Origin of the sequence: Mesorhizobium sp. M1A.T.Ca.IN.004.03.1.1, from assembly GCF_003997555.1 — a bacterium.
GTDB lineage: Bacteria > Pseudomonadota > Alphaproteobacteria > Rhizobiales > Rhizobiaceae > Mesorhizobium.
The window spans coordinates 529,318-545,691 of the sequence record NZ_RZTV01000005.1; the positions used below are offsets into that span (position 1 = coordinate 529,318).

Here is a 16,374-nt window from a genome sequence, read left to right on the forward strand (position 1 = left end):
GATCCGAACCTGGAGTGACGACTTGAAAGCCAAACTGGGCATGTCTCCCATCGCGTGGTGGAACGACGATCTCGTGGAATTGAGCGATGATGTGTCGCTGGAGGAGTGTTTGCGCCAGTCGCGCTCGGCCGGCTTCACCGGCATGGAGATGGGCCGCCGCTTCCCCAACGACCCGAAGGTGATGCTGCCGATCCTGAAAGAGGCCGACGTCACGCTCTGCGGCGGCTGGTTCTCCGGCACGCTGGTCGATGAGGACCTGGCAAGCAACAAGGATCGCATCCAGCCGATGATCGACCTGTTCAAGGCGGTCAACGCGCCCTGCATAGTCTATGGCGAGGTCGGCCGCTCCATCCAGGGTGACCGCACCAAGCCTCTTGCCACCAAGCCACGGCTTTCCGGCGACGAGATGAAGGCCTATGGCCGCCGCGTCACCGAATTCGGCGAATGGTGCGCCGACCAGGGTATGCCGCTTTCCTACCATCATCACATGGCGGCCGTGATCGAGACCGAGCCGGAACTCGATTCCTTCATCCATCATTCGGGCGAGGGCATCCCGCTGCTGCTCGATGCCGGCCACCTCGCCTTCGCCGGCGGCAATGTGTTGCGCGCCATCGACAACCACCACAAGCGCATCAACCACGTCCATGTGAAGGACGTGCGCATGAACGTGATCGACGGGCTCGACCGCACGAAACAGTCCTTCCTCGATGCCGTCGCGCTCGGCGCCTTCACCGTGCCCGGCGACGGCTCGCTCGATTTCGGCGCGATCGTCCAACGCTTCGCCGACTACGGCTATGAAGGCTGGTTCGTGGTCGAGGCCGAGCAGGATCCGAAAAAGAACCCGCCGCTGAGGATGGCTGAGGTCGGCCATAAGGAGCTGATGCGGGTGATGACGGCCGCCGGCTATACGGTCGAGACGCAGGGCTTCCCGGCGTAAGCGGTGGATCGTCCGGCCGCTCGCTCTATCTGATGCGTTTGGACAAGTCCCGGATTGGCGCGATGAAAGACTATGAACACCCCTTCTTCCGACCGCTGTGGCGGCGCATTGCCGTCGTCGCCGTCTGCCTAATCTGGTCGGTGATCGAATTCGCCTCCGGCACGCCGTTCTGGGGGGTAATCGCGCTCGGCTTCGCCGGTTACGCGGTGTGGCAGTTCTTCTACCTCTACAAGCCGGCCGAGGAGCCCAAGCCTCCGGCCGAGCCGAAGGAATGACCCAGGAGACAAAAATGTCGAAACTGCTCGTCAAGGCCGACAAGGGCCACGGCCACGTCGCCCACGTCACCCCGCAAAGCGCGGGCTGGACTTACGTGGGTTTCGATCTCCACCGGTTGCGGCCGGGCGAGACGGCCGCCGGCAAGACGGGCGAGCGCGAGGTCTGCCTGGTGTTCGTCACCGGCAAGGGCAAGGCTGCGGCCGGCGGCAAGGATCTCGGCCTGCTCGGCGAGCGCATGTCGCCCTTCGAAGGCAAGCCCTGGTCGGTCTATGTGCCGCAAGGCTCCGACTGGGCAGTGACCGCCGACACCGAGCTGGAGCTTGCCGTCTGCTCGGCGCCCGGTCTTGGCGGCAGCCTGCCCGCCCGCGTCATTGCGCCCGACGATCTCGGTCAGGAAGTGCGCGGCAAGGGCACCAACACCCGCTACGTCACCAACATCCTGCCCGAGGGCAAGCCGGCCGACTCGCTGCTGGTGGTCGAGGTCATCACGCCCGGCGGCCATACCTCCAGCTATCCGCCGCACAAACACGACCAGGACAATCTGCCGGCCGAGTCCTATCTCGAGGAGACCTATTATCACCGCCTCAACCCGCCGCAGGGTTTCGCCTTCCAGCGCGTCTACACCGACGCCGACAGAAATGGCGTGCGCGATCTGGACGAGGCGATGGCGATCGAGGACGGCGATGTCGTGCTGGTGCCGAAGGGCTACCACCCGTGTGCGGCCTGCCACGGCTATGATCTCTATTATCTCAATGTCATGGCCGGCCCGAAGCGGACATGGAAATTCCACAACGCCGCCGAGCATGAGTGGCTGATGAAGGCGTGAGATTTTTCATAGCCCTCAACCTGTTGGTCCAGTTCGGGAAAATCGTCGGCTAAGGACCGCCGGAGCCTGGGTTGCCTTCGAAAACCCATGAAAGCTTCGTCAATCCGTCATGGAAATCACCTATGGCAGCGGTCTGACGAGGATTTTCGATGCGCTATGCCATTTACTTTACCCCGAGGCAGGATGAGCCGCTGGCGCGGATTGCCGCTAACTGGCTGGGGCGCGACCCGTTCGGCGCGCCGACGCGGCCGGTCGAGGGTGTGGGTGACCTGTCGGCGGCGGAAGTTGCCTTCCACACCGCCTCGGCACGGCGCTATGGGTTCCACGCGACGCTGAAGGCGCCGTTCCGGCTGGCGCCCAGCGAAACGGAAGCCTCGCTGCGGGCGGCGCTCGACGATTTCGCCGAGGCCACGGCACCAGTCGTCGTCCCGCGTCTGGTCGTCGGTCAGATCGACGGCTTTTTCGCGCTCGTGCCGGGAAGTCCTTTCGAGCCGCTCAACAGTTTCGCCGGCGAGGTCGTGCGCGCTTTCGACCGCTTCCGTGCGCCGCTGACCGAGGCCGAGATCGAGCGCCGCAGCCCAGACTCGCTGAAGCCGGATGAGTTCCGCAACCTCTGCCAGTGGGGTTATCCCTACGTCTTCGAGACGTTCCGCTTCCACATGACGCTCTCCGGACGGGTCGGGCCACAGGAAAGCCCGCGCCTTCGCGCTGCAATCGACAGCCTGTTCGCGGATGTGCTGCAGCGTCCGGTGCCGGTGGATGCGCTGACGCTGTTCGTCGAAACCGAACCGGGCGCGCCCTTCATGGTGCTCTCGCACCACGTGCTTGGACGCGGCCCGGCCAGAAAAACCGCCTGATGTCCGCCCGCCTGAGATAGGACTGCTGAAATGACCGCCGAGACCGTTTTGAACAATGCCCGCATCGTGCTGCCCGACGAGATCGTCGCGGGCTCGCTGCTGCTGCGCGATGGGCTGATCGCCGCGATCGAGCTGGGTGCGGCCCGCACCGGCGAGGACATGGGCGGCGACTACATCATCCCAGGTCTCGTAGAACTGCACACCGATCACCTCGAAGGCCATTACGCGCCGCGTCCGAAAGTGCGCTGGAACCCGATCGCCGCCGTGCTCGCCCACGATGCGCAGGTGGCGACCGCCGGCATCACCACGGTGCTCGACGCCTTGCGCGTCGGCATGGACGAGGATGCCGACCTGAAGTCCGACGACGTGCGCAAGCTCGCCGATGCGATCGAGGACAGCGTGCGCCAGGATCGGCTCAGGGCCGACCACTTCATCCATCTGCGCTGCGAGGTCTCGGCGCCGGACTGCCTCGAGGCCTTCGCCAATTTCGAGACCGACGACAGGGTGAAGCTCGCCTCGCTGATGGACCACGCGCCGGGCCCGCGCCAGTTCGTCGATCTCGAGACCTACGCCTATTGCTACCAGCGCAAACTGAAGCTGACCGACCGCGACTTCGAGAAATTCTGCGCGAAGCGTATGGCCGAATCGGCCAAGAATTCCGGGCCGAACCGCGTCTTCATTTCCGCCGCCTGCCGCGAGCGCGGCATCGTGCTTGCCAGCCACGACGATGCGACAGCCGGCCATGTCGACGAGGCGGTGGAGCAGGGCGTGCGCGTTGCCGAATTCCCGACCACCGAGGAAGCAGCGAGAGCCTCGAAGGCGGCAGGGCTCGGCGTGCTGATGGGCGCGCCCAACGTCATGCGCGGCTCCTCGCATTCGGGCAATGTGTCGGCGCGCTCGCTTGCCGGCGACGGTTTGCTCGACATCCTGTCGTCCGACTATATCCCCTTCAGCCTGATCCAGTCCGCCTTCTTCCTCGGCGATGTCGTGGAAGGCATTTCGCTGCCGCAGGCGGTCGCCATGGTCTCGAAGAACCCAGCGGAAGCGGTCGGCCTTAGCGATCGCGGTGTCATCGAGCCCGGCCGGCGCGCCGACCTCGTGCGCGTGCGCGTCGACCAGCATGTGCCGGTCGTGCGCAACGTCTGGCGTCAGGGCAGGCGCGTCGCATGATGGTTTCTGCGCTGATCGAACGAGAGCTCACCGAGACCCTTCCGATCCGCAACGGCGTCTTCGTCGTGGTGGTCGGGCCGAGCGGCGCCGGCAAGGACACGGTGATCGGCTACGCCAAGGCGCATTTTGCCGGCGAGACGGGGCTGGAGTTCGTCCGCCGCGTCATCACCCGTCCGAGCGACTCCGCCAGCGAGGACCACGATACGCTGGCCGACGCCGCCTTCGCCGAGGCGGAAGCGGACGGCGCCTTCGTCATCTGCTGGGACGCGCACGGCCTGCGCTATGGCCTGCCGGCCGATGTCGATTGGGCGATCGCCAATGGTCATGTCGCCGTTGCCAACGTTTCCCGTGCCGTCATCCCGGCGCTGCGTGAGCGCTATGCCAACCTGGCGGTGGTCGAGATCACCGCTGCGCCGGAGATCCTCGCCGAGCGGCTGGCGGCGCGCGGCCGTGAATCGCGCGGCGAGGTGCTGGCGCGTCTGGCGCGCAGCACCAGCGTGACGCTTTCCGGGCCGGATGTCACCTCCATCGACAACAGCGGCGCCAGAGAGATCGCCGGCGAGCGTTTCGCCGAGGTGCTGCGCAAGGCGATGGCGTTTTCGGACCTTTCGGACATGATCTGAGGTGTATTGATTCAGGTGATGCCGGCTTGCGAGTGGGAGGTTGGGCCGAGACTTGTTGATGTCGGCGCCAACGCCAAAAAAATGTGTGCAGCACGCGAAGTTGGAATTTGCCCCGCTGCCTACCGAGATCGGACGAGGGAAGCTACTCCGCCGGCGCGCCGGCGACATTCCGGCGCGACGCCTCCATCATCCGCCGCCGGGCGCGGAACACACCCCACTGCTGGTCGACCAGCACGCCGATCAGGATGACGCCGCCCATCACCGCGAAGTTCAGTGAGGACGGGATGCCGAGCAGATTGACGAGGTTTTGCAGTTCCTGCAGCAGCACGGTGCCGAGGATGACGCCTACGAGCGAGCCCTCGCCGCCGCGCAGCGAGAAGCCGCCGAGCACCGCCGCGGCGATGGCGTAGAGCTCATAGAACTGGCCGTGGCTCGCCGGCGAGATCGAGCGCGTGTACATGGCGAAGTAGATCGCCGACAGCGCCGTCAGCACACCGCAGATCACGTATGCCGCGATCACCACGCGCCCGGTGCGGATGCCCGAATACTTCGCCGCTTCCTCATTCTTGCCGATGGCATAGAGATAGCGTCCGAACACCGAGCGGTGCAGCACCACCCACATGACGATGGCGATCACGATCAGCGCGATGAAGGAATTCGGCAACCCGCCGGAGCGGCCGGCGGTCAGAAATTCGAGATCCGGGAAATTCTGGCCGAAAGCGAAGCCCGCCGTGCCGTCGGCGGTGTAGAAGCGGGCCACGCCGCGGTAGATCAGCAGGCCGCAAAGCGTCACCACGAAGGGCTGCATCTTGAGCCGCGTGATCAGCCAGCCATGCACGAAGCCGATGATGGCGCCGAGCACGATGATCAGCACGAAGGCCAACGGCCAGTCCATCTCGCGCACGGCGATGAAGTCGATGAACAGCGTGCCGAGCAGCGCGATCAGCGAACCGACCGAAAGCTCGATGCCGCCGGTGATGATGACGAAGGCCTGGCCGATCGAAAGGATGCCGAACAGCGCGACCAGGTTGGAGGTGTTGGCGAGATTGATCGTCGAGAGGAAGCGCGGATTTATAGCCGTGACCACCGCACCGACCACCAGGATCAGGACCAGCAGGCCGAGGTCTTTCTTGCTCATTGCGCTCCTCCCGCGGCTTGCGCCAGCTTCGGCTTCTTGCCCACTGCCAGCAACAGCACGTTCTCCTGGCTGAAATCGTCCCGGTCGAGGATGCCGGAGATCTGCCCCTCATGCATGACCGCGATGCGGTCCGAGACGCCGATCACCTCCTCCATGTCGCTGGAGATCATCAGCACCGCGACGCCGGCATCGGCCAGCGCCCGCATCAGCGCGTAGATCTCGGCCTTGGCGCCGATATCGATGCCGCGCGTCGGCTCGTCGAGGATCATCACCTTGGGGTTCATCGCCAGCCATTTGGCCAGAACCACCTTCTGCTGGTTGCCGCCGGACAGCGTGCCGGTGCGGGTCAGGACCGATGGCGCCTTGATGCCGAGATCCTTCTTCTGCTTCTCGGCGGTGGCGAGCTCCGCGCTGGTCGACACCAGCGAGCGCTTCGCATGCGCCGGCAGATTGGGCAGCGAAATGTTCTGCGCGATCGAGAGATCGAGCAGGATGCCGGTCAGCTTGCGGTCTTCGGGCACCAGGAAGATGCCGCTCGCCACCGCATCGGCGGCCGATCCGACATTGAGCGCCTTGCCGTCCAGCGCGACACTGCCGCCGAGCCGCTCGTCGATGCCGAACAGGACGCGCGCGAGCTCCGTGCGGCCGGAGCCGACCAGGCCGGCAAGCCCGAGGATTTCGCCGCGCCGAAGCTCCAGGTCGACCGGGTGATCGGGATAGGCGCTGGTGCGCACCGCTGTTGCCGAGAGCGCGACGCCGCCCGGCGCGCGCCCCGCCTCCGCTGCTTTCTCGCGCTGCTTAAGCATGCGCCCGATCATCAGCTTGACCATCTGGTCGTGATTGATGTCGCTCTTCGGCAGCGTGCCGGCCAGCATGCCGTCGCGCAGCACCACGACGCGGTCGGCGACGCGCTCGACCTCGTGCAGGCGGTGCGAGATGAAGATGACGCTGATGCCTTCCGCCCGCAGTCCCTTGATCACGTCGAGCAGCTTTTCGGTCTCGGCGATCGGCAGGCTGGAGGTCGGCTCGTCGAGGATCACCAGCCGCGCCTTGATCGACAGCGCCTTGGCGATCTCGACCATCTGCTGCTGCGCCAGCGACAGCGAGGCGACCGGCGCGTCGGCCGAGAAATTGGCGCCGACGCGTTTCAGGAGCGGCGCCACCATCTCGCGCAGCTTGGCGCGGTCGACCAGCCTCAGCGGCCCGGCCTTCAGCGGCTCGCGGCCGAAGAAGATGTTGGCGGCGACGTCGAGGTTTTCGAACAGGTTGAGTTCCTGATGCACGAAGGCGATGCCGGAGCCGATGCTGGCTTCCACGGTCAAGCCGTCATGCGCGACGCCGTCGACGGTGACGGTGCCGCTGTCCGGCCGCGTCACGCCGCCGAGGATCTTCATCAATGTCGATTTGCCGGCGCCGTTTTCGCCGACCAGCCCGATCACCTCGCCCGGCCTGACCTCCATCGAGAACCCGTCCAGCGCCACGACGCCGGGATAGGTCTTGCGCACGGCCTCGAGGCTCAGGAACGGAGCGGATTGGACGATGGATGGGTCGGAATAATTCATCACGCCATTGTTCATCGCGCTTATCGGCAGCCGGTAGACTGCAGACTGACGGGCCGCATGCGGCCCGTCAATACGGACGCCGGCTCAAGGCGAAGCTTGAGCCGGCGCAACTGTGCATCGATTACTTGCCGGCCATCGCCTTCAGGTTTGCGGCATAGGCGTCGACATCGTCCTTGCCGATGATCTTGGTCGGCACGATGATCAAGCCGTTGGCCGGAATGCCCGACTTGTCGCCCTTGAGGTAGGCGGCCATCAGCTTCATGCCCTGATAGGCCCATTCGAAGGGCTGCTGCACCACGGTCGCGGCAACCGTGCCTTCCTTGACGCCCCCCAGCGTGATCGGATCGTCGTCGAAGCCGACGACGGTGATCTGGCCGAGCTTGCCGGCGTCGCGAAGCGCCTCATAGATGCGCGGCGTATTGTAGGAGTAGAAGCCGACCATGCAGGTGATGTCGGGGCTGGCGACCAGCGCGTCCTCGACATTCTTCTTGGCCCGTGCCTGGTCGATGTCGTCGCCGCGCACGTCCACCAGCTCGATCTTGCTGCCGGCAAGCCCCTCCTTCATGCCCTCGATGCGCTCCTTGGCATTGTCGGCGCCGAGCAGGCCGACGAAGCCCAGGCACTTGCCGCCGTTCGGCATCGCCTTCTTGGCGATCTCGGCCGCCTGCTTGCCGGCATCGACGTTGGACGAGCCGATATAGGCGACGCGCTTGGTCTGCGGGGCGTCGCTGTCGGTGGTGAACAGAGCCGTCTGCGACGCGATCTTGTTCAGCCCGTCGGTCGAGGTCTTGGGGTCGACCGCCGACACCATGATGCCCTTCACGCCGGCCGTCACAAGGTCGTCCATCAGGCGCTGCTGGATGGCGACCGACGACTGCTCGGGATATTTCAGCTCGAGATTGTAGTCGGGCAGTTCGCCCTGCGCCTTCTTCACGCCGGCTTCCGCCGCCTTCCAGAAGTCTGACGCGCCGTTGACGACAAAGGCCAGCGTCGGCTTGTCGTCGGCGCGCACGGCTGCGCTGGCCGTCAGGCCAATAGCCAAGGCCGCCGCGGCGACGGACGCGTTGCGTATCATGGATTTCATGCTTCAACCTCCCTTTTGAAACTCATCGCTGCTGTCTCGGCTGCGGCCTGGACGCCCTCCTCCTCAAGGGTCTGGCACCTAAGTCCGGGGCCGATCCAGCCGCGACCGAAACACTAGACACAGATTTGACGTTCGTAAATAGTCCGATTTGTCTGACATTTTCGTGAGGATGAGGGCAGCCCTCTTCCGGCAAATTGCCGGGCAGCGAACCTGCGCTCCTCCCAGATGCCGTCGCCGCAGCTCGCCCGGCGACGCGTTGACAGTAGATCGCTTACCGATATTAGTAAATAGTATTAGTCGCGGGATCGGACCGGCGCCCCAGCCACGGCGAACCGAGTGCCGCGGTGGGCGCCAGCGGAAGCAGGATTTGCGCTGGTCGGGTCGGCAAAACTCGGGAAAATTGACAGCTTTGCTAACCTTTTTGGCCATTTTGTCGCCGCGTGCCGTGGCTGGTGCCAACGCCCTTGTTAGTGATAATAGTTATAAGCATACCCGCTCGGTGGCGGGCTTTGCGGAACAGCCCGGCAGGTTTGGGAAAAGACCATGAGCGAACCGACGCAACTGCGCGATCCACGGGAAACGTCCAGACGCCGCAAGGCCTCGGCCAAGCCCAAGGGCCGGGTCACCATGACCGATATAGCGAGGGCCGCCGGCTGTTCGCAGGCGACGGTCTCTTTCGTGCTCAACAATTCGCCGGGCATCAGGCTGTCGCAGCAGACGCGCGACCGCGTGATCGAGGCAGCTAGAGCGCTGGGCTATTCGCCGCCGGTCTTTTCAGCGTTGCGTCCGCCCGTCACGCCCTTCGAAGGGCTGGATGGCGTTATCGGCTTTGCCGTCGACCAGCTCGCCACCAGCCCCGAGGCGGTGGTGGCCATCGAGGGCGCGCGCCAGGCCTCGTGGAATGCCGGCAACGTGCTCCTGGTGGCGCAGACCATGGGTGACACCGTCATGGAGCCGCGTGCCATCCAGGCGCTCACCCGGCGCGGCCTCTCGGCGCTGATCTACATGACCATCTTCACCCGCGAGATCACAGCGCCCGAGTTCCTCTACAGCCTCGACATTCCGGTCATCCTGCTCAACTGTTACACCGCCGACTATGCCTTCCCGGCCGTGGTGCCTTCCGAGATCGCCGGCGGCCAGAGCTCCACCCGGCATCTGATCAGCCGCGGCCACCGCCGCATCGCCACCATCACCGGCGAGCCGTGGATGCAGGCGGCGCAGGATCGGCTGAAGGGCTATCGCCGCGCTTTGGCCACCGCCGATATCCCCTTCGATCCGGACCTGGTGGTGGAGGGCGACTGGTCGGCCAGCGCCGGTTATGCCGCGACGGTGAAGCTGCTTGCGCTGAAGGACCGCCCGACCGCCATCTTCTGCCAGAACGACCGCACGGCGATCGGCTGTTACGAAGCGCTGAAGGAGGCGGGGCTGCATATCCCCGAGGACATTTCCGTGATCGGCTATGACGATGAGGAGATCGCCCGCCACCTCTCCCCGCCGCTGACCACATCGATCCTACCGCATCTGGCGATGGGCCAATGGGCGATCGAGCAATTGGAGGCGCCGCCGACGCCCGGCCGCGGCCGCTATCCCATCACCAAGCTTGAATGCCCGCTGGTGGAGCGGGAGAGCGTGGGAGCGTGCCTCGCACAATTCCGGTGACCCCGTCTTGATCCAGGCCTATGATGGATTGCGCGTGTTCCTTTCCCGACACAGGAAAAACGCTCGTGTGGCCGAACCGTCGTTTATGCGATCTCTTAAAGATCGAGCACCCGATCATCCAGGCTCCGATGGCCGGCTCGGCGACTCCGGAACTCGCCGCCGCGGTGAGCAACGCCGGCGGGCTGGGATCGCTCGGCTGCGCATCGATGCTGCCGGACGGCTTGCGCACCGCTGCGCGCCAGCTGCGCGCCTCGACCGAGCGTCCCTTCAACCTCAATTTCTTTGTTTTTCCCAGACCAGACACCAGCGACGCCGTACTGACCCAGGTCATCGACAGGTTGCGGCCCTACTACGAGGAGCTGTCGCTCGACGAACCCTCGCGTAGGCTTCCGCCGAGCGGACCGGGTTTCGACGAAGAAAAGCTTGAACTGCTGCTCGAGATCCGGCCACCGGTCGTCAGCTTCCATTTCGGCATTCCGGACGCGGCCGCGGTCGCCAAGTTGAAGCAGGCGGGGATCGTGGTTCTCAGCACCGCGACGAATGTCGCCGAGGCGCGCCAACTCGCCGACAGCGGAGCCGACGCGGTCATAGCTCAGGGCTGGGAGGCAGGTGGCCACAGGGGATCGCACGCCCCCAACCGTCCCGGTGACGGCGTGGGAACGTTGGCGCTGGTTCCCCAGGTCGTGGATGCCGTCAAGCTGCCGGTCATTGCCGCCGGAGGCATCGCCGACGGCCGCGGCATAGCGGCCGCCTTCGCGCTTGGCGCCAGCGGCGTGCAGATCGGCACCGGCTTCCTGTCTTGCGACGAGGCCGGCACCGACGGACCGCGCCGAGCCCTGATCCGCGCCGCCACGGACATGGACACGATGGTCACCGATGCCTTCACCGGCCGCGCGGCGCGGGCAAGACGCACCCGCTTCGCCTTGGAGATGGAGGTGAACCGGGCGCGCCTCCCCGACTTCCCGCAAATGGTTGCGCTCAGCGCTCCGCTCGGCGAGGCCGGTGCAAAAGGAGATTACGCCTTCCATCTCTATGGGCAGGCGGCCGCCTTGAACCGGGAGCTTCCTGCGGGCGAATTGATGCAGACGCTCGTGGCCGAAACCGGTGAGGTGTTCGAAGCGCTTTCGACCGGCAAAACGATGTCCGCGTGAGCGAAGTCTCCGCTCGTTGACGTCCCGGACAAGTCCCAATCCGGACTGCGACAAGATCGGCCGGCAGGCAGGCATGCCATCCGCGCGACCGATGATGCTGGCATGGGCGGCATGGGGCGGCCGCCCAACTCGGCCAGTTTTGCCGCCATATGCGCTCTGGTGATCTGCGGCTGCGAAGCGCACATGGCGATCTCGATCACGCTGCGGAACACGTCGGCATCCTCGCTTGCGGCGGCGAAAAGCCGGGCCATGACTGGATTCGGCGGCGGACTGGCAACGCCTCCGCCGGCGCGTTCATCTCGGCGATCCGGGCTCGCTCGGCGGCAATCTGGTTGCGATAGAGCGGACTGGCGCTCGGCCTCGGCATCGTATGCTCCTGCCAACGCCCACCTGTGCGATCTCGGGACCGAGGCTGGTTTCGTTGCTTGGCATGGTTCCCGCGTGGGTCTAGGCTGAAACCAGCAAGGGAGGACGGGATGACATCAAGCTTCACCGTTCACGCCGCATCCGGCTATGAGCAACTCATGGGCCGCTGGAGCCGCAGGCTCGCGCCCAAGTTCATCGACTTCGTCGGCCTGGCCGGCGGCGAGAAGATCCTCGAAGTCGGCTGCGGCACCGGCAGCCTGACCTTCGAACTGGCGAAGTCGCGCGATCTCGCCGAAATCCAGGCCATCGACTTCTCAGCCGTCTTCGTCGCGGCGGCCAAGGAGAGGAACACCGATCCGCGCATCACTATTGAGCAGGCGGACGCCACGGCGCTGCCTTTCGAGGACAATGTGTTCGACCGTGCGCTGGCGCTGCTGGTCCTTCACTTCGTGCCGGAGACCGGCAAGGCGGTGGCCGAGATGCGCCGCGTGACGCGGCCTGGCGGCGTGGTCGCGGCCGTGGTGTGGGATCACCTCGGCGGCATGCCGGCCATGCGCATGATGATTGACACCGTTGCCGCGCTCAGCGAAAGCGGCCGCCAGATGCGCAATCGCTACTGCTTTCAGCCGATGATGCAGCCCGGCGAAATGAAGCGGACCTTTGTCGAACAGGGCCTGACCGACGTCACCGAAACCGAGCTGATGATCCGCATGGATTACCAGAATTTCGACGACTACTGGGCGCCGATTGCCGCCGGCGAAGGCCCGCTCGGCAAATATATGACCACGCTCGACGCCGCCGAGCGGACCCGCACCGAGGCTGCAGTCCACGAGGCCTATGAGGCCGGTCGTGCCGATGGGCCGAGGTCTTTCGCCAGCGTCGCCTGGGCCTGCCGCGGCATCGTGCCCTGACCTTTGGCGCTATCTGAGCTGCGCGGACGGCGTCGCGGAAACTGCGGTCGCCTAGCCGGCCAGTGCTGGCAGCCAGCGGTGCCAATAGTTGGCGCACCCGACAAGATTCGAACTTGTGACCTCTGCCTTCGGAGGGCGGAGTGAAGGCCGGTCGTGGATAAACATGATATCCTGAAAGCCTTGTTTCCCAGCCACTTGCCGTTATGCTTATCACAGTCATCTCTCAAATCTGTGTGGGACGCTCTGTGGGACAGCGAACTTCCAAGATCGATAGCCCTTCGAAGCGCGCCCGTCTAGACCCGCGAAAAAACCCGTATTGGGGCGGCGTCAGCGGCGGCCGGGGTGGTGTGAGCCTGGGCTATAGAAAGCCGAACCGCGGCGCTGGTGTCTGGATCGCCAAGATGGTCGCCGACGGCCGCCGCGTCGAAGAGAAGCTTGGTAGCGCTGATGACGACGGCGCGCCGGCTGGCGCGCTCACCTACCGTGCTGCAGTCACCGCGGCGCTTGATTGGAGCAGGCGGCAATATGCTGCCGCGCAGTCGGCCGCAAACGGCTCGAGCGTTCCGACCGTGCGAACGGCCGTCGAGAGCTACGTCGCCAAGCGCAAAAAGCGCTCCGCCCGCGAAGGCGGCAATGCAGAAGGGCGCCTGACCCGCCATGTTCTCTCCGACAAAGAATTTGCCGCGCTGCCCTTGGCGAAGCTCCGGGCAAGCGATCTCGAAAGCTGGCGCGGTAGATTGCCCATCAGCGGCTTCGTCGAGCTCGACGAGGGCGAGGACAATCCCAAGCCGATCGCGCCGTCGACCGTGAACCGGCTCATGAATGATCTTCGCGCGGCGCTGAACGACGCCGCCGAGCGCCACCGGCGCGAACTGCCCGCGCACCTGGCTGCCGAGATCAAGGTGGGGACGCGCGCAATGAGCGTCACCGATGACGCCCGCAAGCAGCTACTGTCCGATGAGCAAATTCGCTCGACCATCACCGCGGCGTTCGAAGTCGATGAAGATTTCGGCCGTCTGGTCTTGGTGGCCGGGGTCACTGGAGCGCGGCACTCTCAGATGCGACGGCTCCGCGTAGGGGATCTTCAGATCGACAAGCTGCGCATGATGATGCCTGGATCGTCGAAAGGCCGTTCGGCCAAAGCCAGGCCGCCAGTGTCGGTCCCCATCACCGCCGAGACGCTGGACAAGCTTCGGCCGGCGGTGACCGGTCGCCAGGCTGATGAGCCGCTTCTGGAGCGTTGGGCGTACCGCAGCGTCGGTCCGGTGAAATGGGAGAAAGACCACCGGCGTCCGTGGGGACCGGCCTACGAGGTCGACAACTGGTGGGCAGTCACGGTCGAGCGCGCCGGCGTGCCGGCGGACACCATCATGTATGCTTTCCGGCACTCGTCGATCGTGCGCGGGCTAAAGGCGGGCTTGCCCGTTCGCCTGGTCGCGGCGCTTCATGACACGAGTTCGGAGATGATCGAGCGGCATTATTCGGCGTTCATCGTGGACGCGACGGAGGAACTGGCGCGTCGCGCCGCCTTGGCAATATAGATTGGATTCTGTAATACAGAATAATTCCCGATCCGCATGTTATTATAGTGAGAGACTTGATGCCTTGGCGATTTATGCTACGTTAAAAGGCATATCGCGCCGATATTGATTCTTCTGCTGAACCGGCTGTCCTGGACTGGAAAGCGGCGCCCCATCCAAAGCAAAGGACGGCCATGCCCGCTTCAGCGTCATCTCGCGCGCCCGCAACTTCTATCAATGTCCCGTGGCAACAGCGCCCAATGCTGCCGCTCACCACGGCGGCAGAAATCGCCGGCGTATCACCCGCATCTCTCTATCGCTTTGCCGCTGAAGGGCGGCTGAACTTCCGGCGTTTGGCCGGGCGTACGCTCGTCGAGACGTCGAGCCTGATTGCCCTAGTCAAGACGGCCGAATCTTGGACGCCGTCCAATCGTGGCGCTGCCGCTCGCGCAAAGCGGTCTGAACGATCCCGCGCAGCTTGGGAGGCGTAGCCGTGGCTGCGCAATCGCTGTTGCAACGCGCGCTCACGGATCTCGACCGCGGTCCCGAAGACATCGTCGAGTTGTTTGGCCCGGGCAATGTTCGGGATCTCGCAATCGCCATGCTGAGTGCGTCCGGATGCGCGTTGGATGGCTCGCCGGCCGACGTTGAGCGCCTTGTTAAGTACGCCACCGAAGTCGACGTCGAGCCGTGGCTGCGAGAGTGGCGGAAGTCTTTCGGACCGGCCAACTTGGGCCGGCCGCGCACCGATCTTTTCGAAATCGTCATCTATGCGGCGGCGCGGCACCGCTTCGGGGGCGAGCACCGAAATCCGGCAGCGCTCGCCGCGAAATGGCTCGGCGAACCGGCGACCAAAGACAAAGTCGAAAAGCGCGAAAAGAGGTTCAGGCGAATTTTCTCGCACGCCTATGTTGCCTATGCCGGGCTGTCGCGCGCCGAGGCAGCCGAGCACTCGGCGCGGATCCTGCTCGACGTCATCCTCGACCTCGAGAAGCTGGACGCCAAGATGGCTGCGGAACGTGTTGCCACCTCCCACGCCAAAAGGGACAGCAGGCACGCCCCTTTTTCGGCGCGAATTGCGCCCGCACCATAGCGTCCTCACAGTAGGAAGGCGACCAAAATGCAAATCCAGAAGACCGAATATGTGCCTTGGCGCGACCGGGCTTTCGTGTCGATCGCAGAAGCCGGCGAGATCGTCGCCCGGTCATCCGATTGGGTTCGAAACCGTGTTGCGGAAGGGCGGCTGCATGGCTGCCGCGTTACACCAGGTGGGCCGCTCGTCGTGACCGTGCCGAGCCTCGCCGAGCTCGTGGACGACGCGCTGCAGGCGGCCCCACCGCCGCGCCCGGCGCGGCTCTATCTGGCAGTCGACAACACCTGAAAAACAACGGCCGGCCGCTCCTGGCAGAGCGCACCGGCCTGAAAGGTATTTGGACCCGGTGAATATACAGCACGTCCCCACACCCGCGCAACCATCGGTCTTTGGCGACGTCGTCGGAAAGGCCCGGCCCCCGGCCATCTCGCCGGCGGCAACTGAAGCGATCCAGTTCCTCAAAATGATCGACGCAACGGGGCGCCACAACCTCGTTGCCTTCGATCCCACTGTTGACAGCGGGCCGCCCATCGCCGCGCGCACCTTCGCCGCAGGCGATTGGAGCGGGATTGCCGAGTTCGTCGACCGGCACAGTGGAACTGCAAATCTCTATCTCACCGCAAACGAACCGGGCGCGACCGCCCCGCAAGGGAAACTACGCAAGGAACATATCGGTCGGATACGAGCCGTTTATGCCGACGTCGATCCCGCCGACGGCGTTGAAGTGGAGCGAGCGCGTGACACGCTTGCCGCGCAGGCAGAGAGACTTAAGGCCGGCGCCATCCCTCCGACCGTGATTGTCGATTCAGGCGGCGGTTTCCAATATCTCTGGCTGCTCAAGGAAAAGCTGGACCCGGCCCAATTCCTCTCATGGGCGGAGGGCCAGGGTAGAGCGCTGGCCCACGAGCTCGGCGGCGATGCTGTGCAGAACATCGACAGGCTGTTGCGCCTCCCCGGCTCGCCGAACCTCCCGACACCGGGGAAGATCGCCAAAGGCCGGGTGAAGCGCCTAGCGCGCGTCATTCTGGCCGAGCCAGGCCGACGTTACAAACCGACCGACTTGTCGAGCGTCGTTGCGCCTCTGGCAAAGCCAGCAAACGCCACGGAAGAAACAGACGCTCACATCGTGGACGGGGTTAAGCTGTTCAGGGGCAATGAGGGGGCGATGTCATGGGGTGGCGTTTTCGTAAGTCGGTTCGTC

Annotated in this window: 16 protein-coding genes; 13 read left to right on the forward strand and 3 right to left on the reverse strand. The window is 64.9% G+C overall.

Translation table 11 applies throughout. The features are described from left to right. Positions 1–22: 22 nt before the first annotated feature. The 6 genes from iolE to phnN all read left to right on the forward strand — a co-directional run bounded on the left by iolE (position 23) and on the right by phnN (position 4,689). Positions 23–937, forward strand: a complete 915-nt coding sequence (gene iolE / locus EOD29_RS19725; protein WP_127247520.1) for a myo-inosose-2 dehydratase — start codon at positions 23–25, stop codon at positions 935–937. 62 nt (positions 938–999) lie between these two features. Continuing rightward, entirely contained in the window at positions 1,000–1,212 is a 213-nt protein-coding gene (locus tag EOD29_RS19730; RefSeq protein ID WP_067003268.1) for a hypothetical protein, read from the forward strand. A gap of 14 nt (positions 1,213–1,226) precedes the next feature. Then, the gene (iolB, locus tag EOD29_RS19735) at positions 1,227–2,039 is read left to right on the forward strand and encodes a 5-deoxy-glucuronate isomerase (protein WP_095825587.1); all 813 of its coding nucleotides are present in this window, start codon (positions 1,227–1,229) and stop codon (positions 2,037–2,039) included. Between the two features lie 149 nt (positions 2,040–2,188). Beyond that, positions 2,189–2,896: a DUF1045 domain-containing protein gene (locus EOD29_RS19740; RefSeq protein ID WP_095799078.1), complete on the forward strand. Its 708-nt coding sequence runs from the start codon at positions 2,189–2,191 to the stop codon at positions 2,894–2,896. A gap of 30 nt (positions 2,897–2,926) precedes the next feature. After that, entirely contained in the window at positions 2,927–4,066 is a 1,140-nt protein-coding gene (locus EOD29_RS19745; RefSeq protein ID WP_127247521.1) for an alpha-D-ribose 1-methylphosphonate 5-triphosphate diphosphatase, read from the forward strand. Further along, positions 4,063–4,689: a phosphonate metabolism protein/1,5-bisphosphokinase (PRPP-forming) PhnN gene (gene phnN / locus EOD29_RS19750; RefSeq protein ID WP_164747336.1), complete on the forward strand. Its 627-nt coding sequence runs from the start codon at positions 4,063–4,065 to the stop codon at positions 4,687–4,689. The genes EOD29_RS19745 and phnN overlap by 4 nt, the downstream gene beginning before the upstream one ends. A 142-nt stretch (positions 4,690–4,831) precedes the next feature. Here phnN and EOD29_RS19755 read toward each other — a convergent pair whose 3' ends face one another. The 3 genes from EOD29_RS19755 to EOD29_RS19765 all read right to left on the reverse strand — a co-directional run bounded on the left by EOD29_RS19755 (position 4,832) and on the right by EOD29_RS19765 (position 8,473). Then, complete coding sequence (locus EOD29_RS19755; RefSeq protein WP_067323934.1) at positions 4,832–5,827, reverse strand: ABC transporter permease; 996 nt, start codon at positions 5,825–5,827, stop codon at positions 4,832–4,834. Then, positions 5,824–7,389: a sugar ABC transporter ATP-binding protein gene (locus EOD29_RS19760; RefSeq protein ID WP_067003266.1), complete on the reverse strand. Its 1,566-nt coding sequence runs from the start codon at positions 7,387–7,389 to the stop codon at positions 5,824–5,826. Before EOD29_RS19760 ends, EOD29_RS19755 begins: the two co-directional genes overlap by 4 nt. Before the next feature lie 121 nt (positions 7,390–7,510). After that, positions 7,511–8,473, reverse strand: coding sequence for a sugar-binding protein (locus tag EOD29_RS19765; protein WP_067323936.1), 963 nt, complete (start codon positions 8,471–8,473; stop codon positions 7,511–7,513). Positions 8,474–9,016: 543 nt separating this feature from the next. Between EOD29_RS19765 and EOD29_RS19770 the strand changes: the two genes are divergently transcribed. The 7 genes from EOD29_RS19770 to EOD29_RS19800 form a co-directional block, all read left to right on the forward strand. Further along, entirely contained in the window at positions 9,017–10,132 is a 1,116-nt protein-coding gene (locus EOD29_RS19770) for a LacI family DNA-binding transcriptional regulator (RefSeq protein WP_164763788.1), read from the forward strand. Positions 10,133–10,197: 65 nt separating this feature from the next. Then, positions 10,198–11,283: a nitronate monooxygenase gene (locus EOD29_RS19775; protein WP_245475366.1), complete on the forward strand. Its 1,086-nt coding sequence runs from the start codon at positions 10,198–10,200 to the stop codon at positions 11,281–11,283. 476 nt (positions 11,284–11,759) lie between these two features. Beyond that, a complete protein-coding gene (locus EOD29_RS19780) occupies positions 11,760–12,560 on the forward strand; it encodes a class I SAM-dependent methyltransferase (protein WP_127247522.1) in 801 nt (266 codons plus the stop codon). Between the two features lie 401 nt (positions 12,561–12,961). Next, positions 12,962–14,101: an integrase gene (locus EOD29_RS19785; RefSeq protein WP_164763789.1), complete on the forward strand. Its 1,140-nt coding sequence runs from the start codon at positions 12,962–12,964 to the stop codon at positions 14,099–14,101. A gap of 472 nt (positions 14,102–14,573) precedes the next feature. Next, the gene (locus tag EOD29_RS19790) at positions 14,574–15,173 is read left to right on the forward strand and encodes a hypothetical protein (RefSeq protein ID WP_127247524.1); all 600 of its coding nucleotides are present in this window, start codon (positions 14,574–14,576) and stop codon (positions 15,171–15,173) included. A gap of 27 nt (positions 15,174–15,200) precedes the next feature. Then, positions 15,201–15,461 carry a hypothetical protein gene (locus EOD29_RS19795; RefSeq protein WP_127247525.1) on the forward strand — a complete coding sequence of 87 codons (261 nt, stop codon included), beginning with the start codon at positions 15,201–15,203 and terminating at the stop codon, positions 15,459–15,461. A gap of 49 nt (positions 15,462–15,510) precedes the next feature. After that, the coding region (locus EOD29_RS19800) for a hypothetical protein (protein WP_206520476.1) at positions 15,511–16,374 on the forward strand (864 nt) is incomplete at its 3' end.